The organism is Luteimicrobium sp. DT211, from assembly GCF_049844995.1.
Lineage (GTDB): Bacteria > Actinomycetota > Actinomycetes > Actinomycetales > Cellulomonadaceae > Luteimicrobium.
The window spans coordinates 68,894-91,654 of sequence record NZ_JBNCMC010000010.1 but is presented as its reverse complement, the minus strand read 5'-3'; the positions used below and the strand labels follow the sequence as shown (position 1 = coordinate 91,654).

Below are 22,761 nucleotides of genomic sequence, written 5' to 3'. Positions count from 1 at the left end.
GAGCGCCACTGATCCCACGAGGTATCTCGCCGAAGCAGGCCTCCGGGAGGGGTGCTTCGCGGAGACGACGGCGGCCCCCCCCCCCCCCGGGGGGGGGGGGGGGCCCGCGGGCGGCGGGGGGCGGCGCCCCCCCCCGGACGGGTGCTCACACGGGGCTCACGCCCGGGTGAGCGCTGCAGCCTTGCGGCTCTCGAGGACCTCGTCCACGAGCCCGTAGTCCTTCGCCTGGGCGGCGGTGAGGATCTTGTCGCGCTCGATGTCCTGACGGACCTCGTCGACCGACTTGCCGGAGTGCGTCGCGAGCGTGTCCTCGAGCCACTCCCGCATGCGGATCAGCTCGTTGGCGTGGATCTCGATGTCCGACGCCTGGGCGTAGCCGCCGCCCTCCATCGCGGGCTGGTGGATCAGCACGCGCGCGTTCGGCAGGGCGAGCCGCTTGCCGGGCGTGCCGGCGGCGAGCAGCACGGCCGCGGCCGAGGCCGCCTGCCCGAGGCAGACGGTCTGGATCTGCGGCTTGATGTACTGCATCGTGTCGTACAGCGCCGTCATGGCCGTGAACGACCCACCCGGCGAGTTGATGTAGATGATGATGTCGCGGTCCGGGTCCTGGCTCTCCAGGACGAGGAGCTGCGCCATCACGTCGTCGGCCGACGCGTCGTCGACCTGCACGCCGAGGAAGATGATGCGGTCCTCGAACAGCTTGGTGTAGGGGTCCTGGCGCTTGAAGCCGTAGGCGGTGCGCTCCTCGAACTGCGGCAGGACGTAGCGCGACGACGGCGCCCCGTACGGCAGCGCGAGGCCGCCCGCGCCGGCGAGGCGCTGGGCGGTGGACAGGTACTGGGATTCGGTGCTCACAAGGTCCTCCTCGGACGGTCGGTGGGTGCGGGGACCGCGGTCAGGACTCGCTGCCCGTGCCGCCGCCGCCCGAGACGGACTCGGAGCTCGTCACGACGTGGTCGACGAACCCGTACTCGAGGGCCTCCTCGGCCGTGAACCAGTTGTCACGGTCGTTGTCCTGGAGGACCTTCTCGAGCGGCTGGCCCGTCTGCTCGGCCGTGAGCTCGGCGAGCACCTTCTTCATGTGCATGATGAGCTGCGCGTTGATCCGCACGTCCGTCGCGGTGCCGCCGATGCCGCCCGAGGGCTGGTGCATCATGACCCGCGCGTGGGGAGTCGCGTAGCGCTTGCCCTTGGCGCCCGAGGAGAGCAGGAACTGCCCCATGGAGGCCGCCATGCCGACCGCGATGGTCGCGACGTCGGGCTGGATGTACTGCATCGTGTCGTAGATCGCCATGCCGGCCGTGATCGACCCGCCGGGCGAGTTGATGTAGAGCCAGATGTCCTTGTCCGGGTCCTCCGCGGCGAGCAGCATCATCTGCGCGCAGATCGCGTTCGCGTTCTCGTCGCGCACCTCGGAACCGAGCCAGATGATCCGCTCGCGCAGGAGTCGGTTGTAGATCGAGTCGTTGAGCCCGAAGCCCTGGCCCTCGGCACGCAGGGCGGGCGCCGCCGCGTCGTGGGTCGTGCTGGCGGAGTGCTCGGCCATGTTCTCGTCGCTCCTCGTCGTCGTCCGTCCGGCCGGCCCGCGCACCCGGGGGTGCTACCGGGCCTGGTGGCCGGTGCGCCGGGCCGTCGTGCGACGTCCGGCTGATGTGACCCTAACGTCCCGGGGAGCGCCGCCACGTCCCGCCCGGCGGCCTTTTCGCTGACGGCGCACCCGCGCGTCGTCGGGCGCCCTGCAGCGCCTGCCTGCGGCGTCGCGCCCTCCGCCCCGACGACGACGGCCCCCGCCTCGCGAGGAGGCGGGGGCCGTGCGTGGTCACCGGCTGGACCGGCGGACGGTGCCGGGCGGATCAGGCCTTGGCGTCGGTCTCGTCGGCGGCGTCGGACGCGGCGTCCGAGGCGGCGTCGGCGACGGCGGACGCCGCAGCGGCGTCGGCCAGCGCGTCGGCGTCGACGGCGTCAGCGTCGGCCTCGTCGGAGCCGATGAACTCCGACAGGTCGACGACGGTGCCCTCGGAGTCCTTGACCTCGACGCGGCGCAGCGCGACCGCGAGAGCCTTGGAGCGCGCGACCTCGCCGACCATCGCGGGGATCTGGCCGTTCTGGTCGATCGTCTTTACGAACTCGTTCGGGTCCATACCGTACTGGCGCGACGACTGCACGAGGTACTCGAGCAGCTCCTCCTGCGCGACCTGCACGCCGAGCTCCTCAGCGAGCGTGTCCAGGACGATCTGGTTGCGGAGCGCCTTCTGGGTCTCCTCGGTGACCTCGGCACGGTGGGTGTCGTCCTCGAGACGGCTCTCGGACTCGAGGTGACGGTGCACCTCGGCGTCGACGACACCCTGCGGGACGGGAACCTCGAGGTTCTCGAGGATCGCCTCGAGCAGGAGGTCGCGTGCGGCCACGGCCTGGTTCTGCGTCTTGATGCCCTTGACCTGCTCGCGCAGGTCGTCCTTGAGCTCGTCGAGCGTGTCGAACTCGCTGGCGAGCTGCGCGAAGTCGTCGTCGGCCTCGGGCAGGTCGCGCTCCTTGACCTGCGTCGCGGTCACGGTGATCTGCGAGTCCTTGCCCTCGTGCTCGCCGCCGGCGAGCGGGGAGCTGAAGGTCGTGGTCTCGCCCGCGGACAGACCGATCAGTGCCTCGTCGAGGCCGTCGAGCATGGTGCCCGAGCCGATCTGGTAGCTGACGCCGGAGACGGAGTCGATCTCGTCGCCGTCGATCTCGGCGCGGAGGTCGAGGACGACGAAGTCGCCGTCCTTGGCGGGCCGGTCGACGCCGACCAGGGTGCCGAAGCGCTCGCGGAGCGCGTCGAGGCGCTCGGCGACGTCCTCGTCGGTGACGGCCGACGCGTCGACGGTGACCGTGAGGCCCGAGAGCTCGGGAAGCTCGACGGTCGGGCGGATCTCGACCTCGGCGGTGAAGTGCAGCTCGCCCGCCTTGTCGGAGGGGTCGGGGACCTGCGTGACCTCGACCTCGGGCTGCCCGAGCGGACGCAGCTCGTTCTCGCGGACGGCCTCGTTGTAGAAGCCGCCGAGCCCGTCGTTGATGGCGTGCTCGAGGACCGCGGCGCGACCCACGCGCTGGTCGATCACGCGGGGCGGCACCTTGCCCTTGCGGAAGCCGGGGACCTGCACCTCCTGCGCGATGTGCTCGTAGGCGTGCTCGATGCTCGGCTTGAGCTCGTCGTACTCCACCTCGACGGTCAGCTTGACCTTGGTGGGCTCCAGGCTCTCGACGGCGCTCTTCACTTCGATGATCTCCAACCGGTGGGCACGCGCCGACGATGGGCGCGAGAGGATTCGCGTGGGCTCGGCGCCCGTTCCGGGGCGACGGTGGCCGGCACGCGGACGTACGGGCAACCCTTTGATCCTACGTCATCGGCCGACGGCGCCACCCAAGCCGTGGCGGGTGCCCGAGGTCAGGCGTTTGCTGCGGGAAGCGTGCGGTGGTGCACGGTCGGGGCGACGGTGCCACCCGTCTCGACGACGACCGCGACGACATCGGTCACGGCCCAGGTCTGGTGCTGCTCCCCCGGCTCCCACACTGCGCACTGCCCGGGTCCGAGATCGACGGGGCCGTCGTCCCCCGACGCCACCCGCGCCTCGCCGGACACGACGGCGAAGATCTGTCGCCTCGTCGCGGGGTGACGCCCGAGCGTGCCTCCGGCGGCCAGGTGGGCGACGTGGACGCTCGTGACCTGTCCCGCCTCCGATGCGTGAGCGTCGGGGAGGAAGTCCATCGTCACGCCCACGCTCTCGAAGCGGTCGATCGCGACGCTGGGCAGCTCGTACCGGTCCATGCGGTGACCCTACGGCGAGCCCTCGCCGGCGGGTTGGATGCCGACCTCGCTCGGATGGTCGGGGTGACAGGATTTGAACCTGCGACCTTCCGCTCCCAAAGCGGATGCGCTACCAACCTGCGCTACACCCCGCGACGCGCTGGCTCCAGCGCGACCGTGCGAGTCTACCCAGGTGGCGGCCGCCGGTCGCCGCTTTGCTAGGGTGGGGCCCGCGCGTCGGACGTGCCGCGGAACGCGGCCACCGTTGCCCTGCGCGGATGTAGCTCAATGGTAGAGCCTCAGTCTTCCAAACTGATTACGCGGGTTCGATTCCCGTCATCCGCTCCATCCCTCCGCCGGGCGTCTCACCAGGCGTCCCACCGTTGCAGCATGTGGACACGCGGCGATAGCCTCGACCCGCACCACCATCCGCATCCAGGAGGGATCCGTTCATGGGCAAGGCCCTGACCGGTCACCGCGCGACGACGCGCGGCCTCACCCTGTGCGCCCGCCCCGCAGTTGCCGCCGCGGGCTACCCCACCTGTCGCTGCTGTCGGTAGAGCGTTGACCTCCGGGCACCCCGGAAGGCTCCCTCCCGAGCGCGTCAACGCTCTTCACCCCACTGCCCGCCCGCGGCCTCACCGTGCCGCACGCGAGCCCGTCCGGCGCACCCGGCCACCTCGACCACCCGCACCCACCCTGCCCCGACCTGACCCGGGGCCACCACCGAAGAGGAACACATGGCACGCATCTACGACGACGCGACGAAGCTCATCGGCAACACGCCGCTCGTGCGTCTGAACAAGCTCACCGAGGGCCTCGAGGCGACCGTCGTCGTGAAGCTCGAGTTCTACAACCCGGCCAACTCGGTCAAGGACCGCATCGGCGTCTCGATCATCGACGCGGCCGAGGCGTCGGGCCAGCTCCAGCCGGGCGGGACGATCGTCGAGGGCACGTCCGGCAACACGGGCATCGCGCTCGCGTGGGTCGGCGCGGCCCGTGGCTACAACGTGGTGCTCACCATGCCCGAGACGATGTCCAAGGAGCGCCGGGCGCTGCTGCGGGCCTACGGCGCGGAGCTCGTGCTGACGCCGGGTGCCGAGGGCATGAAGGGCGCCGTGGCCCGCGCCGAGCAGATCGCGGCGGAGCGCCCCGGCGCGATCCTGGCGCGGCAGTTCGCCAACGAGGCCAACCCCGCCATCCACCGCAAGACCACGGCCGAGGAGATCTGGGCCGACACGGACGGCGAGGTCGACATCGTCGTGGCCGGCATCGGCACCGGCGGCACCATCACCGGCGTGGGCGAGGTGCTCAAGGAGCGCAAGCCCGAGATCCGGATCGTGGCCGTCGAGCCCGCCGAGTCGCCCATCCTCACCGGCGGCCAGCCGGGCCCCCACAAGATCCAGGGCCTGGGCGCCAACTTCGTCCCCGAGATCCTCAACACGGAGATCTACGACGAGGTCATCGACATCGACGCCGAGACCTCCGTCGCAACCGCGCGCGCCACCGCGAAGGAGGAGGGCCTGCTCGTGGGCATCTCGTCGGGCGCGGCGATCGAGGCGGCGCTGCAGGTCGCGAAGCGGCCCGAGAACAAGGGCAAGCTCATCGTCGCGGTCGTCCCCGACTTCGGCGAGCGCTACCTGTCGACCATCCTCTACTCCGACCTGCTCGACTGATCGAGCCCGTCATGACCGGTGTCCTCCCGGGCGCGTCGCCCGCCTCCCGCCTCTCCGCGCGGGACGGTGCGCCGCGCCCGGAGGGCGCCGTCACCCCGACCGGCCTGGCCGGGAAGCCAGGCGCCGCAGTCCGCGTTGCCACCCCCGGAGGGAGTCACGTGAGCCTGCGCAACGTCTGGTCCACCGTCCGCGAGGACCTCGAGGTGGCGCGTCAGCGCGACCCCGCGGCACGGTCTCTGCTGGAGGTGACGCTGGCCTACCCCGGCGTCCACGCCGTGTGGGCCTACCGGGTCGCCCACGCGCTCTGGCGCCGCCCCGCGCTCCGGCTGCCGGCGCGGCTCGTGTCCCAGCTCGCCCGCGCGGTCACGGGGATCGAGATCCATCCCGGCGCGACGATCGGTCGCCGCCTGTTCATCGACCACGGCATGGGCGTCGTGATCGGCGAGACGACGGTCATCGGCGACGACGTCCTCCTGTTCCACGGCACCACGCTGGGCGGGCGCTCCATGACCAAGGGCAAGCGCCACCCGACGATCGGCGACCGGGTCACGGTCGGGGCCGGCGCGAAGGTGCTGGGCCCGGTCTGGGTCGGCGACGACGCACAGGTAGGCGCGAACGCGGTCGTCGTCAAGGACGTCCCCCCGGGCGCGGTGGCCGTGGGAGTGCCCGCGAAGATCCGCCTGCCGCAGGCCCCGGTCCCCCACCCGCAGTCGGTCGAGGACCCGTCGCAGCTCATCGAGTACGTCATCTGACCCGCGTCGCCCCGCGGGCGCAGACGCTCCGCGGGGTGCACTTGTTCTACTAGTCATAGAACTACTAGAGTGAGCGCGTGATCTTCCGACTCGACGTCACGAGCGGCGAGCCCCTCTTCGCGCAGCTCGCCGCCCAGGCCCGGCTCGCGGTGCTCCGCGGCGAGCTGCAGCCCGGCGAGCGACTGCCGGCGGCCCGCGAGCTCGCCCAGGCGCTCGACGTCAACATGCACACCGTGCTGCACGCGTACCAGGAGCTGCGCGACGAAGGGCTCGTCGAGCTCCGCCGGGGCCGCGGCGCCGTCGTCGCCGGGCGGACGCCCGCCGAGCTCGGCGCGGTCCAGGACGCGGTCGCGGCGCTCGTCCACGCGGCCCGCAGCGCGCACCTCTCCGCCACGACCACCACCACCCTCGTCCAGGAGGCGTTCCAGCGATGACGACGACCCCCCGCCCGTCCCCGGCATCAGCGACTCCCCCGGACGGCCCGGTCGCCCCGGACAGCTGGCGTCGGCACGCGCGCGCGACCGCGCTCTGGAGCGGCGGCGCGGCGCTCGCGATGCTCGTCGCCGCTGCGCTCGTGGCGGCGTCATGGTCCGACGAGCTCCCGGACCCCGTCGCGACCCACTGGAGCGGCAGCGGCGGGCCGGACGACTTCGCCTCGCTCGGCGGCGCGATCGCCGTCGGGACGGGGATAGGCGCCGCGAGCGTGGTCTTGTTCTCGGTGATCACGTGGTTCTGGGGTCGCGCGGCCCAGACGCGCCGCCAGATGGCGGCGATCACGATCTGGATGGCCGGACTGATCTCGCTGACGCTCGTCGGGATGCTCGACCAGCAGCGTGGGCTCGCCGACGCGCACCAGGCGGACTCCGCGAACGCCGTCCTGCTCGTCGCCGTGCTGGTGCCGATCGTGCCGGCGGCGGTCGCGGCGCTGCTGGTCCACCCGGACCCGCCGCTGCCGGCCACCGATGCCGTCGCCACCGACGCAGCCCGGGCGCCGCTCGAGCCGGACGAGCGCGCCGCCTGGGTCGGGCGGGCGTCGGGACGGACCCTGCCGGCCGTCGTCCTCGGCACGACGATCCTCGTGGTCGCCGTCGCCGTCGCCACGCAGCTGTGGGGCCTGCTCGCCGTCGCGGCGGTCCTCACCGTTCTCCTGCTGTCGATGTCGTCGTTCCACGTCCGGGTGTCGGCGGCCGGCCTGACGGTGCGGTCGGTCTTCGGCTGGCCCCGCACGACCGTCCCCGCTGACGAGGTGGAGCGCGCCGACGTCGTCGAAGTGAGCGCGTTGCGCGAGTTCGGCGGCTACGGCTGGCGGCTCGGGCGCGGCGGGCGGCTGGGCGTCGTCGTGCGGTCCGGCGAGGCGCTCGAGGTGACCCGGACCGGCGGCCGCTCGCTCGTCGTCACGGTCGACGGCGCCGCCCAGGCCGCCGCGCTGCTCAACACCGTGGCCGAACGCGCCCGTGCCTCGCGGTAGAGTGCGCAACTACCTGAGACGGACGGTCTCAGGAATTGGCACGGCCCCGGCAGCACCTCGACGCGGAGGAGAACCCCATGCGCTTCGGCATCACCACCGGCTACTGGTCCGCCGGACCGCCTGCGGGGGCGCAGGAGGCGATCGCCGAGGCCGACCGCCTCGGGATCGACTCGGTCTGGACGGCCGAGGCCTACGGCTCCGACGCCTTCACGCCGCTCGCGTGGTGGGGTTCGCGGACCACGCACCTGCGCCTCGGGACCGCGATCGCCCAGATGTCCGCCCGTACGCCCACGGCCACCGCGATGCAGGCGCTCACGCTCGACCACCTGTCGGGCGGGCGCTTCGTGCTCGGGCTCGGCGCATCGGGCCCGCAGGTCGTCGAGGGCTGGTACGGCCAGCCGTACCGCCGCCCGCTGGCCCGGACCCGCGAGTACGTGGACGTCGTCCGGCAGGTGCTGCGCCGCGGCGCCCCCGTGACCGTCGACGGCGAGTTCTTCCAGCTCCCGCTGTCCGCCGAGCGGGGCGGCACCGGCCTCGGCAAGCCGCTGCGCCCGACCGTCCACCCGCTGCGTCCCGACCTGCCCGTCCTGCTCGCCGCCGAGGGTCCCAAGAACATCGCGCTCGCCGCCGAGGTCTGCGACGGCTGGCTCCCCGTCTTCTACGCGCCCCGGCTCGACGCGATGTTCCGCGGCTTCCTCGCGGACGGCTTCGCGGCCAGGTCCGCGGACCTCGTGCCGCCCGACCGCTTCGAGGTCGCGGCGAGCGTGCCCGTGAGCGTCGACGACGACGTCGAGCGGGCGGCCGACCGCCTGCGCCCCTGGATCGCGCTCTACGTCGGCGGGATGGGCGCCAAGGGCGCGAACTTCCACCGCAACGCCGTCGACCTGCTCGGCTACTCCGACGCGTGCGACGAGATCCAGGAGCTCTACCTCGCGGGGCGCAAGGACGAGGCGGCGAAGGCCGTGCCCACCGCGCTCGTCGAGGACGTCGCGCTCGTCGGGCCGGCCGACAAGATCGCGGCCGAGCTCCCGCGCTGGGAGGCCAGCGCCGTCACCACCATGCTGCTCCAGGCCGACGCCGACGCCGTCCGCACCGTGGTGGGCGCCGCGGCCGCCGCCGGGGTGCTCGAGAGGACTGGCCCCCTCGCGCCGTAGCTCAGTCGGGCAGCCAGACGGCGTCGCGCAGCCGGACGCGCGCGCCGTCGGCGGTCAGCGGGCAGCCCTCGGCGCGCAGCTCGTCGAGCGCGTGCGCGCGGTGGCGGGCGGGCGGGTTCCCGGTCGCGTTGACGACGCGCCACCACGGCACGCCGCTGCCCGCGCGGGCGAGCACCGTGCCGACCTGGCGCGGGCCGCCGCGGTCGCGCACGCCGAGGTCGGGGTCCGAGTGGTCGCGCAGGTACTCGGCGATCAGCCCGTACGTGGTCGCGCGCCCGGGCGGGACCCGTTCGACGACCGACAGCACCGCGTCGAGGTAGGCGTCGTCCACCCCGGCAGCCTAGGCGCGTCGCGCGACGACGAGCGTCCGGCTCGAGCGGGCGACGAACGGGCCGTCGCGGCGGATGCGGGCGTCGAGGGCACGTAGCTCGGCGTCGTAGCGCCGGGCCGTGAACCCCGGCACCCACCAGACCAGCTTGCGCAGCAGGTAGACGACCGCTCCGACGTCGAGGATCTCGATCCGGAGGCGCTCGACGTGCAGCTCGACGACGTCGAGGCCCGCGGCGCGCGCGCCGGCGGCCTCGGCGAACGGGTCCCGCCCACGCCGGTGCTCCTCGCCGAGCGGCCCGAGGAACGCCTCGATCAGCTCGAACCCGCTCGCGGGCCCGACGTGCTGCGCGAGGTACGTGCCGGCGGGCGCGAGGACCCGGGCGATCTCGGGCCACGGCGGGTCCACCGGGTGGCGGCTCGTGACGAGCTCGAACGCGCCGTCGGCGAACGGCAGCGGCGCGCCGTCGTCCACGGTCACGACGGCGCAGCCGAGCGGGTGCAGCAGCCGCGTCGCGCGGGTCGCGTTGGGCGGCCAGCCCTCGGTGGCGACGGCCAGGGGCGGGAACGGGGCTGCGGTGGCGAGGACCTCGCCGCCGCCGGTCTGGAGGTCGAGGGCCGAGCGGACGCCCCGCCACGCCGCCGCGAGCCGGCCCGCGTAGCCCCAGCTCGGCCGCTGCTCCGTGGCGCGCCCGTCGAGCCAGGAGAAGTCCCACCCGTCGACGTCGGCGGCGTCGGCCTCCGCGACGAGGTCGTCGTAGCTGCGCACTCAGAAGACCCAGCTCGAGCACGGCGCGACCGGCCACGCGAACGCGGCGGACGCCCGCGCGAGCGCCCCCGGGCGGTGGCCCGTGACCAGGCCGGCCGCCGCCATCGCGACGAGTGTCTCGCCCCCGAGGTACGCGGCGCCGAGCTCGCGCACGTCGAGCGTGATGTCCGCGGGCTCGTCGGTGCGCACGACCTCCGCGCCGCCGGCGAACGCGCGCGCCCGCAGGCGCCAGCTGCCCGCGTTGCCCGGCAGCCGCGCGTCGTGCACGCCGAGGACGACGTCCACGTCCGTCGCGTACTGGCGGGCGGCGAGGGCTGTGGGCACGTCCAGGATCCGCACCCAGAGGTTGTCGAACAGCGTGGGCGTGGCCTTGCGGCGGTCGACGAGCCAGCCGGCGACCACGTCGTCGGTCGGGATCATGAACGGGTGCACGTCGTCGGTGAGGTCGAGGTCGAGCAGCACGTCCCACAGCGCACGGGCGGCGGCGGCGTCGAGCGCCACGACCTCGCCCCCGCTGACGTGCCCGCGCGGTCCCTGGAGCTCCCAGTCGAGCTTGCGCCGGAAGGTCGTGTACCCGCGCGGCTCGCCGTCCCGCTCGACGATCACGATCCGCTCGGGCTCCCGGCCGTCGCGACGCAGCGGCGTGTCGGCCCAGAAGTAGCGCCGCAGCTCGGGCGTCTCGCGCCCCACCCACCCGGGCCGGTTGAGGCCGGAGCCGCCGACGTCGGCGCCCGCCCGCTCGTGCAGGTCCTCGACGACCTCCGCGTGCCGCTCGAAGTCGCTCGTCTCGATGCGGACGGTGTGCTCGGAGGCGCCCGGGACGTCGCGGAGCGCCGCCCCGCGGGGGATCGTGACCCGCAGGTCGTCGGCCGCCTTGCCGTACCCGAACCGCCCGTAGATGGGCGCCTCGGCCGCGAACAGCGCGGAGACGGCCTCATGCCGGACGAGCGACCGGCGGAAGTGCTCGTCGATCATCGCGGTCAGGATCCCCCGGCGCCGGTGCGCGGGGTGCACGCCGACCCAGGTCAGCCCGGAGACCGGGGTGGTCCCGCCCGGCACAGGGAAACGCGCGAAGGGATAGGACGCGTGCATCCCGACGAGCTCGCTGCGCACCGGGACGGCGCCGTCGGACGGGACCGCGTCCGGGTCGTCGGCGTCGGCGACGACCCCGACGGCACGGTCCCAGCTGAGCGGCGACGGCTCGGCCGCGAGCGCCTCGACGTCCTTGCCGGTCGGGAACGCCCAGGCGTCGAGGGTGAGGACGTCACGTAGGTCGTCCGGGGCGAGCTGCTGGAGCCGGTAACCGTCAGGGAGCGGGGCGCGCTGAGTGCGGGGCATGGCGACGACTCTGCCAAAGCGTCGCTCCCGGCGCACGGGGTTTGCTCCGCGCGTCCGTTTGTCAGCGCCGGCGGAGCATCAGGAGGCTCGAGGTCGCGACCGCGACGAGCACCACGAGCGCGAACACGCAGAGCACGCCCGGGGCGGCGAAGTGGGCGAGCGCGACCCCGACGGCCAGCACGGGCACGGTGAGCCCGGCGTAGGCGGCGAGGAACATCGCCGCCAGCGCCTCGCCGCGGTTGGCGGGCCCCGCCGAGGCGAGGGCGACGCCGATGGCGGACCGGAACACGAGCCCCTGCCCGGCCCCGGCGACGACGCCGCCGACCACGAACAGCGGGAGCGAGAGCGCGGGCCCGCTGGCCGCGACGAGGGCGAGCCCCACGACCATCGCTCCCCCGCCGAGGACCACGAGGGCGCGCGCGCCGACGCGTGCCAGCGCGAGCTGCGACACGGCGCCCGCCGCCATGACGCCGAACACGATCGCGCCGGCCGCCAGGTGCGAGGAGACGTGGAGGGTGCCGGCGGCGAACGACGCGGTCAGCGAGGTGAAGACACCCAGGACGCTGAACGCCGCCGCCGCCCCCGCGGCCGCGACGGCGAAGGGCGCGCGGACGGCCCGGGGCAGCGAGACCCGCTGGGGGCGGTAGGCCGGGCGGGGGTCCGGAAGCACCGCCGTCTCGGGCACGAGCAGGACGGCGACGAGCGCCACGGCGAGGAGCACGGCGAACACCACATACGGCGTCACGAGCGGGCCCGCCACGAACTGGGCGAGCAGGCCGCCGACGAGCGGCCCGAGGGCCAGCCCGCCCAGGTTGACGACGGTCGCGACGGTGCCCGCAGTCCGGCCCCGGCCCGAGCGTTCGCCCAGCTCGCCCAGGTGGGCCGTGGCCGTCGCGGTGAGCGCGCCGATGCCGAGCCCGCACACGAGCCGCGCCACGATCAGGCCCGCCGTGTCCTTCCACGCCAGGAACAGGGCGGCCGAGACGAGCTCGGCGGCGAGCGCCGCGACGAGCATCGGCTTGCGCCCCACCCAGTCGGACACGTGCCCGACGAGGTACAGCGCCGCCATCACGCCCACCGCGTACGCCGCGAAGATGACGGTGATCATGGTCGTCGCGAAGCCGTCGCGCGCCTGGTACAGCGGGTAGAGCGGGGTGGGGACCGTCGAGAAGGCCATGGCGAGCAGGAAGGCGCCCGCCACGACCCAGAACCCTGCGCCGTGCCCGATGCGGGCCGTGCCGCGGGGGCCGGGACCCGTCACGGCGCTCGGCACGGTCGGCTCGGGTGCGCCCGCGGGGCGGGCGGTGGTGGTCGTGGTCATGGCTCGATCCTCGACCTCATGACTCATCGTGTCCAACGAATCTTTCCGCACAGACTCATCGATGCAGCCGATCGATGTGTCACCATGGCCTCATGGATGTCCGCCAGCTCGAGATCTTCGAGGCCGTCGCCGAGGAGCTCAGCTTCACGCGGGCCGCCCAGCGCCTCTACGCCGCGCAGTCGACCGTGTCCGCGGCCGTCCAGGCGCTCGAGCACGAGCTCGGCGCGACCCTGTTCGAGCGGTCCACACGGAGGGTCGGGCTCACCGCCGTCGGCGAGGCGGTCCTCGCCGAGGCACGCGCCGCGCTCGCCGCCGCCGACCGCATGCGTTCGGTCGCCGCCGAGTCCGCGGCGGGCCTGCGCGGGCGGGTGCGCGTCGGCATGATCAGCAACGTCGGAGACCTCGGTCTGCCCGCCCTGTTCGGCGACTTCCAGCGCGCGCACCCGCTCGTCGGCCTCCGGCTCGCCACGTCGCCCGCGGGCTCCACGGGGCTCCTCGACGACCTCGCGCACGCCCGCCTGGACGTCGCGTTCGTCGGGCTGCCGCCCGAGGACCTCGCGGGCCTCGAGGCGGTCGAGCTGCTCCGCACCCGCCTGGTCGTCCTGCTGCCCCACGACCACGCCCTCGCCGGACGGGGCACGGTCGGGCTCGCGGACCTCGCGGGCGAGCCCTTCGTCGACGCGCCGCGCGGCTTCGGGCACCGCATCGTGCTCGAGCGGGCCTTCGCCGCCGCGGAGCTCGTCCGCACCGTGCGCACCGAGGTCGCGGACCTGGCCACCGTGCCGGAGTACGTCCGCGCGGGCCTCGGCGTCGCCGTCGTGCCCCGGATGGGGACCGTGGACGCGCCCGGCGTCGTCGCCGTCGAACTCGCACCCGGCCTCGAGTGGTCGCTCCACGTCGTCGCGACGCGGCAGGCCCGCGAGCAGCCCGCGACGGCGCGGCTGCTCGACCTGCTCCGCGAGCGCGCACCCGCGGCCCGGCGCGAACCGAGCTGAGCCGCCGCGCCCGGGGCTCACGCCGACGCGGCGGCACGCCGGTGCCACGCGCGTCAGCGCTGGCAGGTCGCGCACCAGTAGAGGCTGCGACCCGCGACCTCGCGGACGAGCACCGGGTTCCCGCAGACCCGGCAGGGCAGTCCCTCGCGGTGGTAGACGTAGAACGACGCGTCCGACGGGACCGCGCCCGGCACGGCGTCGCTGTTCTGGCGGACCCGGTGGCGTCCGGTCGTCCCGCCCGGGACGCGGTCCTCGGGCCGGGTGGTGACGATCGCGCCCGTCCGGACGCCGTCGAGCATGAGGTCGGTCAGGTCGTCCCACAACGCGCGCAGGTCCTCGGCGGGGACCGACGCCCCCGGCCGGAACGGGTCGAGGCGGGCGCGGTACAGCACCTCGGCGCGGTAGATGTTCCCCACGCCCGCGACGACGGACTGGTCCATGAGGCGCGTGCCCACGGCCGTGCGCGAGCGGCGGACCGCGTCGACGAACCGCTCGGGGTCGTCGTGGGCGTCAGGCTCCTCGCCCGCGCGCACCGCCTCGCCCCACCGGATCGGGTCGGGGCCGAGCGCGTCGACGACGGCGCGGGCCTCGGCCGGCGTCAGCACCTCGCAGACCGTGGGCGCGCTGAGGTCCGCGACCGCGTGCACGCCGTGGAGGCGGAGACGCACCGCGCCCCGGGGCGCGGGCGGCACCCAGCCGGTCTCCGGCTCGTCCGCGGTGCCGGCGGCGCCGACGTCACCCTCGGGTCCCGCGGCGGACGCGGGCGACGCGTCGCCTCGGGGCAGCGGCGTGGGCGCGTCGGGGGCTCCGGGCACCGTCTCGGTCTCGCCGATCCGCCGCCGCGGCGCCCCGATCGCGTGCACGACGACGGCGCTCCCGTCGCCTGCGAAGGTCCACGCCCCGTAGAGGCCGAGGTGGACCCGCAGGACCCGCACGTCGTCGGTGGGGCGCGCGGCGCCGTCGGCGGGCACGAAGTCGACGAAGAGCTGCTTGCCCCACGCGCTCGCGCCCGCGAGGACCCGGCCGTCGAGGAGCGCCGCGCCGGCCGAGAACCTGCCCTGGGGGCTCGTCACGGCCGGACGCTGACCCGCGAAGAGGTCCGTCAGGGCGCGCGCCAGCCGGTGGACGGTGTGACCCTCGGGCACGTCGCTGCCGCCTAGGCCCGGCGCTGCGCCTCGTAGTCGGCGAGCTGGGCGATCCGCCGCGCGTGGCGCGCGTCGCCCGAGAACGGGGTCGCGAGGAACGTGTCGACGAAGCCCGCCGCGTCCTCGACCGTGTGCTGGCGCGCTCCCACGGCGACGACGTTCGCGTCGTTGTGCTGCCGGCCCAGCTCGGCCGTCGCGGTGTTCCAGGCCAGCGCGGCGCGCACGCCCGGCACCTTGTTGGCGGCGATCTGCTCGCCGTTGCCCGACCCGCCGATCACGACGCCCAGGCTCCCCGGGTCCGCGACGACGGCCTCGCCCGCCGCGAAGCAGAACGACGGGTAGTCGTCCTCGCGGTCGTAGGCGTGGGCCCCGTGGTCCACGACGTCGTGGCCGCCGGCCTGGAGGTGGGCGACGAGGTAGGACTTGAGCTCGTATCCGGCATGGTCGGAGGCGATGTGCACGCGCATGATGTCATCATGCCGCACTCGCCACGGCGGACCCGACCTGGCATAGCGTGTGCGCATGACGACCGACACCACCCGCACCGCCGGTCAGGCGCCGTCGGGCATCGAGCTCGACGGGCTGGACCCCGCCACCCGACCGCAGGACGACCTGTACCGCCACGTCAACGGGCGCTGGATCGCGTCCCACAAGATCCCGCCCGACCGCGCGATGGACGGCACGTTCCGCCGCCTGTTCGACGAGGCCGAGGAGCAGGTCCGGGAGATCATCGAGAGCGCCGCGGGCGCGTCGGTCTCCGGCGGCACGGGGTCGGCCGAGGAGCGCAAGGTCGGCGACCTGTTCGCGAGCTTCATGGACACCGGCACCGTCGAGGGCCTCGGGGCGACCCCGCTCCGCGCGGACCTCGACCTCGTCGCCGAGGCGACGACGCAGGCCGAGCTCACCGGCGCGCTCGGCGCCCTGCAGCGCACCGGGGCGCTGTCCGCCGTCGCGTTCTTCGTCGACAACGACGCCAAGGACCCCGAGCGCTACGCCGTGCACCTCATGCAGTCCGGCCTCGGGCTCCCCGACGAGGCCTACTACCGCGAGGAGCAGTACGCGGAGATCCGCGCGCAGTACGCGGCGCACGTCGGGCGGCTGCTCGCCCTCGCCGGCCGGCTCGGCGACAGCGCCGCCGACGCCGAGGGCACCGCCCAGCAGGACGCGGGCGCCCGGGTGCTCGCTCTCGAGACGCGGCTCGCGGCGCACCACTGGGACGTCGTGAAGGACCGCGACGCGGACCTCACGTACAACGCGACCACCTGGTCGGAGCTCGCCGCGAGCGCCCCGGGGTTCGACTGGGCGGCGTGGGCGCTCGCCCTCGAGGTGCCGGACGGTGCCTTCGACCGGCTGGTGGTCCGCGAGCCGAGCTACCTCGAGGGCTTCGCGTCGGTCTGGCAGGACGCCCCGCTCGACGACTGGAAGCTGTGGGCGGCGTTCCACGTCGCGTCGGCGCGCGCGCCGTACCTGTCCGACGCGTTCGTCCAGGAGAACTTCTCCTTCTACGGGCGCGTGCTCCAGGGCACCGAGCAGGTCCGCGACCGGTGGAAGCGCGGCGTCTCCCTGGTCCAGGGCGCGCTGGGCGAGGCCGTCGGCAAGGTGTACGTCGAGCGGCACTTCCCGCCCGCGCACAAGGCCCGCATGGACGAGCTCGTCGAGCACCTCGTCGAGGCGTACCGCGCGTCGATCTCCGGGCTCGACTGGATGAGCGAGGAGACGCGCGCCAAGGCGCTCGCGAAGCTCGACGCCTTCACCCCGAAGATCGGCTACCCGGTCCGGTGGCGCGACTACGCGAGCCTCGTCGTCGAGCGGGACGACCTGGTCGGGAACGTGCGCCGGGCGAACGCGTTCGAGCAGGACCGCGAGCTGCACAAGATCGGGAGGCCGATCGACCGCGACGAGTGGTTCATGACGCCGCAGACCGTGAACGCGTACTACAACCCGGGCATGAACGAGATCGTGTTCCCGGCAGCGATCCTGCGCCCGCCGTTCTTCGACCCCGAGGCCGACGACGCCGTCAACTACGGCGGGATCGGCGCCGTCATCGGCCACGAGATCGGGCACGGGTTCGACGACCAGGGCTCCAAGTACGACGGCTCCGGCCGGCTCGAGAGCTGGTGGACCGAGGACGACCGCACCGAGTTCGAGAAGCGGACCTCCGCGCTCATCGCCCAGTACGACGCGTTCGTGCCGCAGCAGCTCGGCGCCGACGGCCCGCACGTCAACGGCGGCCTCACGATCGGCGAGAACATTGGCGACCTCGGCGGCCTCTCCATCGCGATCACGGCGTACCGGATCGCCGCGACCGGCCGCCCGGACGGGTCGCTCGACGACGCGCCCGAGCACGCTCCCGTGATCGACGGACTGACGGCGCTCCAGCGCGTCTTCCTCGGCTGGGCGCAGGTGTGGCGCACCAAGGGCCGTGACGAGGAGGTGCGGCGCCGGCTGTCGATGGACCCTCACTCCCCCGACGAGTTCCGCTGCAACGGCGTCGTCCGGAACGTCGACGAGTTCTACCAGGCGTTCGGCGTGGAGCCCGGCGACGCCCTCTACCTGGAGCCCGAGGAGCGCGTCCGGATCTGGTGACCCGTCGCCGTCGGGGGCGAGCCTCCCGGGCGGGGCCGGGCACCGAGCACGTCACGGCCGTCGAGCGGTGACGGGAGCTCGACGTACGTGCTGAGCGTCTCGAGCTTCTCGGTGCACGGCCCCTTGCCCGAGCTGCCGACGACCTCGACGGTCACGCTGGACGCCGTCCCCGCGACGACCGCCGCACGCGGAGTGCTGCAGCCGACGTTCGACGTCACCAGGTACACGCGGTCGCGGCTCCGGTCCACGCGGTCGAGGCTCCAGGGCAGGTACGTCTGCCCTGGAGCCGCGGCCACGACCGGCAGGCCGTCGGCCGTGTCGACGTCGGCCGGGGAACCGCTCGCACCGCAGCCAGCCACCGCGAGGCAGGCGACCAGCAGGGCGACGGCGCCTGCGGCTCTGGCGCACCACGGGCGACCCGGCGCCCGCGCTCCGGGGACGACCACGCCTGCCACGGGCAGACGCCACCGCCCGGTGCCCGGTGCCGTCCCGACCCGCGGGCGCGTGCGAGACGTCAGAGCACGCGCACGCCGACCCGCGCGATCGAGAATCCCTTGCCGGTGCCCTTCGTGCGGCACTCAACCCCGGTCTCGGAGCTCGAGCAGGTCAGCTTGCCCATCGTGACCGACTTGCCGTAGGCGAGGGTCTCGAGCTTCGACGACGCCGCGCGCGGCTGATCCTGTGCCGCCACGCACGGCGTGTCGACGGCGCCGTCGGCGCCGAGAGTCACGACGTAGCCGACCGTCCCGTCGCACCCGTCGACCGGCGCCGGCTTCGTGGTGAGCTGCGCGATCGAGCACCGCGCCTCGGTCGCCGTCATCGTGCAGCTGATGTTGCGGCTCGGGGCGGCGAAGCGCTCGGTCACGACCGGCTGCTCACCCGCACCCGCGCTCGCCGAGGCTCCTGCCGACGGCGTCGTCGCGGGCGAGCCCGAGCCGCCGAAGAGCGTGAACCCCAGGACTACCGCGACCACGACGAGCACGCCCACCACGCCGCCGAGGACAGCGACCCGCGGCTCGATCCCGCCGAGCCTGCCGCCGGACGACCGGGGAGCGGCGCTCGCCGGCTCGCGCGGGGCCGCGGCGGGGTACGCCACCGGCTCGGGGACCGGGGCGGACGGTCCCGGCGTCGGCGCCGTGAAGGCGGGCGCCTGCGGGGCCGAGGACGGTCGGACGGCCGCTGTGGGCACGGGCGGCGGCGGGACCGGGCCCTGGGCCGCGACCTGGGTGGCCTGGGGGTCCGGCGAGGCCGGGGTCTGGCCGGGGACGGACAACGGTCCGGCGTAGAGGCCGCCGTACGGGCCGGCCGGCGGCGTCACGGGCGGACGGCGCGTCGAGTACGACGGCGTCCGCGTGGGAACCGGCGCCGACGCGGCTGTCGCCGGCGCTGCGGCGGGAGGGAGGAACTGGGTCGCGTCGACGTCGGCCTCCCCGTGGCGCAGCGGCGCCGCGACGCGCGTGGCGTCGGCCGCGTCAGGGGCGGGCGGTGCCGGCGTCGGGTCCGGCGACGGCGCGGACAGCCTGACGGGCGGCATCAGGCTCGTGGGCGCGTCGTCGGGGGCGGACTGGTCACGCCCGCCGACGTGCACGGCGGGCGTCGGCGTCCGCGCCGGCGGCACGCTGGCGGGCGGCGCCGGCGGCTGAGAGCTGGGCGCGCCGGACGGCGTCGGGTGCGGGGTGGTGGGGTCGGTGCCCGACATCCACGCTCCTTCCTGGCGAGGTCAACGGGCAGCATGACACGCGACCACCCACCGACGCCAAATGGTCGCTACCGGACAAGTGGTACCGACCGGCAGGGCGTCGGCGGGTGGGACTATAGCGACGGATCAGTCGAAGACGGGCCCCTGCGTGCGGGTCCGCTTGATCTCGAAGAAGCCCGGCGTCGACGCCACGAGGACGCAGCCGTCCCAGAGCCGACCTGCCGCTTCGCCCTTCGGGGCGGGCGTCACGACGGGGCCGAAGAACGCGGTGTCGCCGAACGCGACGACGGGGGTGCCGACCTCCTCGCCGACCCGCGAGATGCCGTCGGCGTGGGACGCGCGGAGGCGGTCGTCATAGGCGTCCGTGGCCGCGGCGTCGGCGAGAGCCTCCGGCAGACCGACCTCCGCCAGCGCCTCACGGACGACCGCGTCGTAGTCCTTGCGGCCCCCGGGGTGGATCCGGCTGCCGATCGCGTCGTAGAGCGGCTTGACGACGTCGTCGCCGTGCTCCGACTGCGCGGCGATCACGACGCGGACGGGCCCCCACGCCTGGTCCATGAGCTCGCGGTACTTCTCCGGCAGGTCGCGCCCCTCGTTGAGCACCGACAGGCTCATGACGTGCCAGCGCACGCTCACGTCACGCACCTGCTCGACCTCGCCCATCCACCGGCTCGTCATCCACGCCCACGGGCACACGGGGTCGAACCAGAAGTCGGCTGTCGTGGTCACGGCGTCGTCGGTCAGTGTCACTGCGTGCTCCTCGGTGGTGACGCGCACGGCGTGCGCGGACGGCCCCACAGCCGTCGCCCGGGCCAACACCACGCCCGCGACTCGCTATTCCTCGCCGGCCGCAGGTGGCCGGGTCCCGGGGCGCACCCCTCCCGACCCGCCCGCCCCAGCCACGAGGCCCGACGTCACCGAATCCCTTCGGTCCCCTCCGACCAGCGTGGGATGATCGACCGTGGCTGCGGCCCACACGCCGCGCTGCTCGCGCGCACCGTACCCGGCCCGCGCGCGACCGACCGCTTGCTACGAAGGAGTCGTCCGTGCCCGGAGAGAACCTCACCCGTGTCGAAGCTACGGAGCGCGCGGGGGTGGTGCAGTCCCGTTCGTACGACGTCGTGCTGGATCTGACGACCGGCCCGACGACGTTCCGGTCGACGACGACGATCCGCTTCGACGCGACGCCGGGGGCGAGCACGTTCGTCGACCTGGTGGCGCCGACGGTGCACGCGGTGACGCTGAACGGCCGCAGCCTGGACCCGGCCCAGGTGTTCGCGGACTCGCGCATCGCGCTCGACGGCCTGGAGGCCACGAACGAGCTGGTGGTGGACGCGGACTGCGCGTACACGAACACGGGCGAGGGCCTGCACCGGTTCGTGGACCCGGCGGACGGCGAGGTGTACCTGTACTCGCAGTTCGAGGTGCCGGACTCGCGACGGATGTTCGCGGTCTTCGAGCAGCCCGACCTCAAGGCGACGTTCGCGTTCACGGTGACGGCGCCGTCGTCGTGGGCGGTGGTGAGCAACTCCCCCACGCCCGAGCCGACACCAGCCGGCGACGGCCGCGAGGACGTTGCGACGTGGACGTTCGAGCCGACGACGGTCATCTCGTCGTACATCACGGCCCTGGTGGCGGGCCCGTACGTCTCGGAGCACAGCGAGCTCACGAGCTCGGACGGCCGGACGATCCCGCTCGGCGTGTACGCGCGCCGGTCGCTCGCGGACCACCTGGACGCGGACTACGTGTTCGACAAGACGCGCGAGGGCTTCGCGTACTACGAGGAGAAGTTCGGGGTCCCGTACCCGTTCGCGAAGTACGACCAGCTGTTCGTCCCGGAGTTCAACGCGGGCGCCATGGAGAACGCGGGCGCCGTCACGTTCACGGAGACGTACGTGTTCCGGTCGAAGGTGACGGACGCCGTGAAGGAGCGGCGCGTCGTCACGATCCTGCACGAGCTGGCGCACATGTGGTTCGGCGACCTGGTCACCATGAAGTGGTGGAACGACCTGTGGCTGAACGAGTCGTTCGCGGAGTGGGCGTCGACGATCGCGACCGCCGAGGCGACCGAGTGGACCGGCGCCTGGACGACGTTCAACGCGATGGAGAAGACCTGGGCGTACCGCCAGGACCAGCTCCCCTCGACGCACCCGATCGTCGCGACGATCAACGACCTGGAGGACGTGCAGGTCAACTTCGACGGCATCACCTACGCCAAGGGCGCGTCGGTGCTCAAGCAGCTCGTGGCGTGGGTGGGCGTGGACGCCTTCTTCGCGGGCGTGGGGAGCTACTTCCGCAAGCACGCGCACGGCAACACCGAGCTCAAGGACCTGCTGGTCGAGCTCGAGGCCACGAGCGGCCGGGACCTGTCCGGCTGGTCGGGTCTGTGGCTCGAGACGGCCGGCGTGAACACGCTGCGGCCCGAGATCGAGTCGTCGGCCGGCGGCGTGGTCTCCGAGCTCGTGATCGTCCAGACGGCGCCCGCGGACCACGCGACGCTGCGCCCGCACCGGCTGGCGGTCGGGTTCTACGACGTCGTGGGTGAGGGCACCGAGCAGAAGCTCGTGCGCACGCACCGCGTCGAGCTGGACGTCGACGGCGAGCGCACGGACGTCCCCGAGCTGGTGGGCGTCGCGCGCCCCGACCTGGTCCTCGTGAACGACGACGACCTCGCCTACGCGAAGATCCGCCTCGACGACCAGTCGCTGGCGACGGCGATCGAGCACCTCGCAAAGATCGAGGACCCGCTCGCCCGCTCGCTCGTGTGGGGCAGCGCGTGGGACGCGACGCGCGACGGCGAGATGCCGGCGAGCGACTACGTGCGCCTCGTCCTCGGCAACATCGCCACCGAGACGGAGTCCACGACCATCCGGACGACGCTCGGCCAGCTCGCGCTGGCGGCGTCGTCGTACGTGGCGCCCGAGCGACGCGCGGAGACGCTCGTCCACGTGGGCGACGCGCTGTGGGAGCTCGCGCAGGCCGCGGAGGCGGGCTCGGACGCGCAGTTCCAGTTCGTGAAGTCGTTCGCGAACGTCGCGCGCACCGACGTGCACGCGGACGTGCTGCGCGCCCTGCTGGACGGCGGAACGCGGCTCGAGGGCCTCGAGATCGACACCGACCTGCGCTGGGAGCTGCTCGAGGGCCTCGTGGTGACGGGCCGGGCGGACCAGGCCGAGGTCGACGCGGCGCTCGCGTCGGACAACACGGCGAACGGCCAGCAGGCCGCCGCGCGCGCGACGGCGTCCACGCCGACCGCGGAGGCGAAGCGCGCCGCGTTCGACCGGCTGGTCGACAGCACCGACGCCCCGAACGCGATCGTCCGCGCGACGGGGCTCGGGTTCACGCACGTGGCGGACCCGGCGGTCCTCGAGGGCCTCGTGGAGCCCTACTTCGCCGCGCTCGTCCCGCTGTGGACGCAGCGCAGCTACCACATGGCCGACCAGATCATCCACGGCCTGTACCCGGCGCCGCTCGCGAACGCGGCGCTCCGCGACGCCGGGAAGGCGTGGCTCGACGCTAACGTCGACGCCCCGCCCGCGCTGCGCCGGCTCGTCACGGAGAACCTCGCCGCGACGGAGCGCTCGCTCGCGGCACAGGCGGCGGACGCCCGCGCCTGACGCCCGCGCCTGACCCACGACGCCCGCCCGGGGTGCCCAGAACGGGGTCCGGGGGCCGGCCCGCCGGGGGGCGGGCCCCGCCCCCCCGGGGGGGGGGGGGGGGGGGGGGGGGGGGGGGGGGGGGGGGGCCGGG

21 protein-coding genes and 2 tRNA genes are annotated in these 22,761 nt (G+C 74.1%); 9 read left to right on the top strand and 14 right to left on the bottom strand.

Annotated elements, in window-relative coordinates; all coding sequences use genetic code 11:
• Positions 1-156: 156 nt before the first annotated feature.
• The 5 genes from ACLQ14_RS17405 to ACLQ14_RS17385 form a co-directional block, all read right to left on the bottom strand.
• The gene (locus ACLQ14_RS17405) at positions 157-855 is read right to left on the bottom strand and encodes an ATP-dependent Clp protease proteolytic subunit (protein ID WP_425815327.1); all 699 of its coding nucleotides are present in this window, start codon (positions 853-855) and stop codon (positions 157-159) included.
• A gap of 40 nt (positions 856-895) precedes the next feature.
• Positions 896-1,546 carry an ATP-dependent Clp protease proteolytic subunit gene (locus ACLQ14_RS17400; protein WP_386796555.1) on the bottom strand — a complete coding sequence of 217 codons (651 nt, stop codon included), beginning with the start codon at positions 1,544-1,546 and terminating at the stop codon, positions 896-898.
• A 307-nt stretch (positions 1,547-1,853) separates the two neighbouring features.
• Positions 1,854-3,251, bottom strand: coding sequence for a trigger factor (gene tig, locus ACLQ14_RS17395; protein ID WP_425815324.1), 1,398 nt, complete (start codon positions 3,249-3,251; stop codon positions 1,854-1,856).
• A gap of 170 nt (positions 3,252-3,421) precedes the next feature.
• Positions 3,422-3,802 (bottom strand): cupin domain-containing protein, encoded by a 381-nt coding sequence (locus ACLQ14_RS17390; RefSeq protein ID WP_425815322.1) that lies wholly within the window; start codon positions 3,800-3,802, stop codon positions 3,422-3,424.
• A gap of 55 nt (positions 3,803-3,857) precedes the next feature.
• Positions 3,858-3,934 (bottom strand) — tRNA-Pro (locus ACLQ14_RS17385).
• A 121-nt stretch (positions 3,935-4,055) separates the two neighbouring features.
• Here ACLQ14_RS17385 and ACLQ14_RS17380 point away from each other — a divergent pair.
• The 6 genes from ACLQ14_RS17380 to ACLQ14_RS17355 all read left to right on the top strand — a co-directional run bounded on the left by ACLQ14_RS17380 (position 4,056) and on the right by ACLQ14_RS17355 (position 8,831).
• Positions 4,056-4,129: transfer RNA gene (locus ACLQ14_RS17380), tRNA-Gly, on the top strand.
• 392 nt (positions 4,130-4,521) lie between these two features.
• Positions 4,522-5,457, top strand: a complete 936-nt coding sequence (gene cysK, locus ACLQ14_RS17375) for a cysteine synthase A (protein WP_425815320.1) — start codon at positions 4,522-4,524, stop codon at positions 5,455-5,457.
• Between the two features lie 158 nt (positions 5,458-5,615).
• The gene (gene epsC, locus ACLQ14_RS17370; protein ID WP_425815318.1) at positions 5,616-6,209 is read left to right on the top strand and encodes a serine O-acetyltransferase EpsC; all 594 of its coding nucleotides are present in this window, start codon (positions 5,616-5,618) and stop codon (positions 6,207-6,209) included.
• A gap of 77 nt (positions 6,210-6,286) precedes the next feature.
• Positions 6,287-6,643 carry a GntR family transcriptional regulator gene (locus tag ACLQ14_RS17365; protein ID WP_425815316.1) on the top strand — a complete coding sequence of 119 codons (357 nt, stop codon included), beginning with the start codon at positions 6,287-6,289 and terminating at the stop codon, positions 6,641-6,643.
• Positions 6,640-7,677, top strand: a complete 1,038-nt coding sequence (locus ACLQ14_RS17360) for a DUF1648 domain-containing protein (RefSeq protein WP_425815314.1) — start codon at positions 6,640-6,642, stop codon at positions 7,675-7,677. Before ACLQ14_RS17365 ends, ACLQ14_RS17360 begins: the two co-directional genes overlap by 4 nt.
• Positions 7,678-7,754: 77 nt before the next feature.
• Entirely contained in the window at positions 7,755-8,831 is a 1,077-nt protein-coding gene (locus ACLQ14_RS17355; protein WP_425815312.1) for an LLM class F420-dependent oxidoreductase, read from the top strand.
• 1 nt (position 8,832) lies between these two features.
• Here ACLQ14_RS17355 and ACLQ14_RS17350 read toward each other — a convergent pair whose 3' ends face one another.
• The 4 genes from ACLQ14_RS17350 to ACLQ14_RS17335 all read right to left on the bottom strand — a co-directional run bounded on the left by ACLQ14_RS17350 (position 8,833) and on the right by ACLQ14_RS17335 (position 12,586).
• Positions 8,833-9,162, bottom strand: coding sequence for an MGMT family protein (locus tag ACLQ14_RS17350; protein ID WP_425815311.1), 330 nt, complete (start codon positions 9,160-9,162; stop codon positions 8,833-8,835).
• Positions 9,163-9,171: 9 nt separating this feature from the next.
• Positions 9,172-9,927: an SAM-dependent methyltransferase gene (locus ACLQ14_RS17345; protein ID WP_425815309.1), complete on the bottom strand. Its 756-nt coding sequence runs from the start codon at positions 9,925-9,927 to the stop codon at positions 9,172-9,174.
• Positions 9,928-11,265 carry a GNAT family N-acetyltransferase gene (locus ACLQ14_RS17340; protein ID WP_425815307.1) on the bottom strand — a complete coding sequence of 446 codons (1,338 nt, stop codon included), beginning with the start codon at positions 11,263-11,265 and terminating at the stop codon, positions 9,928-9,930.
• A gap of 61 nt (positions 11,266-11,326) precedes the next feature.
• Entirely contained in the window at positions 11,327-12,586 is a 1,260-nt protein-coding gene (locus ACLQ14_RS17335; protein WP_425815305.1) for an MFS transporter, read from the bottom strand.
• Between the two features lie 92 nt (positions 12,587-12,678).
• Between ACLQ14_RS17335 and ACLQ14_RS17330 the strand changes: the two genes are divergently transcribed.
• On the top strand, positions 12,679-13,581 hold the full coding sequence (locus ACLQ14_RS17330) for a LysR family transcriptional regulator (RefSeq protein ID WP_425815303.1): 903 nt from the start codon (positions 12,679-12,681) through the stop codon (positions 13,579-13,581).
• 53 nt (positions 13,582-13,634) lie between these two features.
• Here the strand turns inward: ACLQ14_RS17330 and ACLQ14_RS17325 are convergent, their stop codons facing one another.
• Positions 13,635-14,726: an Fpg/Nei family DNA glycosylase gene (locus tag ACLQ14_RS17325; RefSeq protein ID WP_425815301.1), complete on the bottom strand. Its 1,092-nt coding sequence runs from the start codon at positions 14,724-14,726 to the stop codon at positions 13,635-13,637.
• Positions 14,727-14,737: 11 nt separating this feature from the next.
• Entirely contained in the window at positions 14,738-15,193 is a 456-nt protein-coding gene (locus ACLQ14_RS17320) for a ribose-5-phosphate isomerase (protein WP_425815299.1), read from the bottom strand.
• 55 nt (positions 15,194-15,248) lie between these two features.
• On the opposite strand from ACLQ14_RS17320, the gene ACLQ14_RS17315 reads away from it, so the two are divergent.
• On the top strand, positions 15,249-17,312 hold the full coding sequence (locus ACLQ14_RS17315) for a M13 family metallopeptidase (protein ID WP_425815297.1): 2,064 nt from the start codon (positions 15,249-15,251) through the stop codon (positions 17,310-17,312).
• On the opposite strand, the gene ACLQ14_RS17310 is transcribed toward ACLQ14_RS17315, so the two are convergent.
• From ACLQ14_RS17310 to ACLQ14_RS17300, 3 genes are all read right to left on the bottom strand, one after another.
• A complete protein-coding gene (locus tag ACLQ14_RS17310) occupies positions 17,276-17,767 on the bottom strand; it encodes a hypothetical protein (protein ID WP_425815295.1) in 492 nt (163 codons plus the stop codon). The genes ACLQ14_RS17315 and ACLQ14_RS17310 overlap by 37 nt on opposite strands.
• A 59-nt stretch (positions 17,768-17,826) precedes the next feature.
• Positions 17,827-19,011 (bottom strand): hypothetical protein, encoded by a 1,185-nt coding sequence (locus ACLQ14_RS17305; protein ID WP_425815293.1) that lies wholly within the window; start codon positions 19,009-19,011, stop codon positions 17,827-17,829.
• A gap of 126 nt (positions 19,012-19,137) precedes the next feature.
• Complete coding sequence (locus tag ACLQ14_RS17300; protein ID WP_425815291.1) at positions 19,138-19,761, bottom strand: DsbA family protein; 624 nt, start codon at positions 19,759-19,761, stop codon at positions 19,138-19,140.
• 296 nt (positions 19,762-20,057) lie between these two features.
• On the opposite strand from ACLQ14_RS17300, the gene pepN reads away from it, so the two are divergent.
• On the top strand, positions 20,058-22,628 hold the full coding sequence (gene pepN / locus ACLQ14_RS17295) for an aminopeptidase N (protein ID WP_425815289.1): 2,571 nt from the start codon (positions 20,058-20,060) through the stop codon (positions 22,626-22,628).
• Positions 22,629-22,761 lie beyond the last annotated feature (133 nt).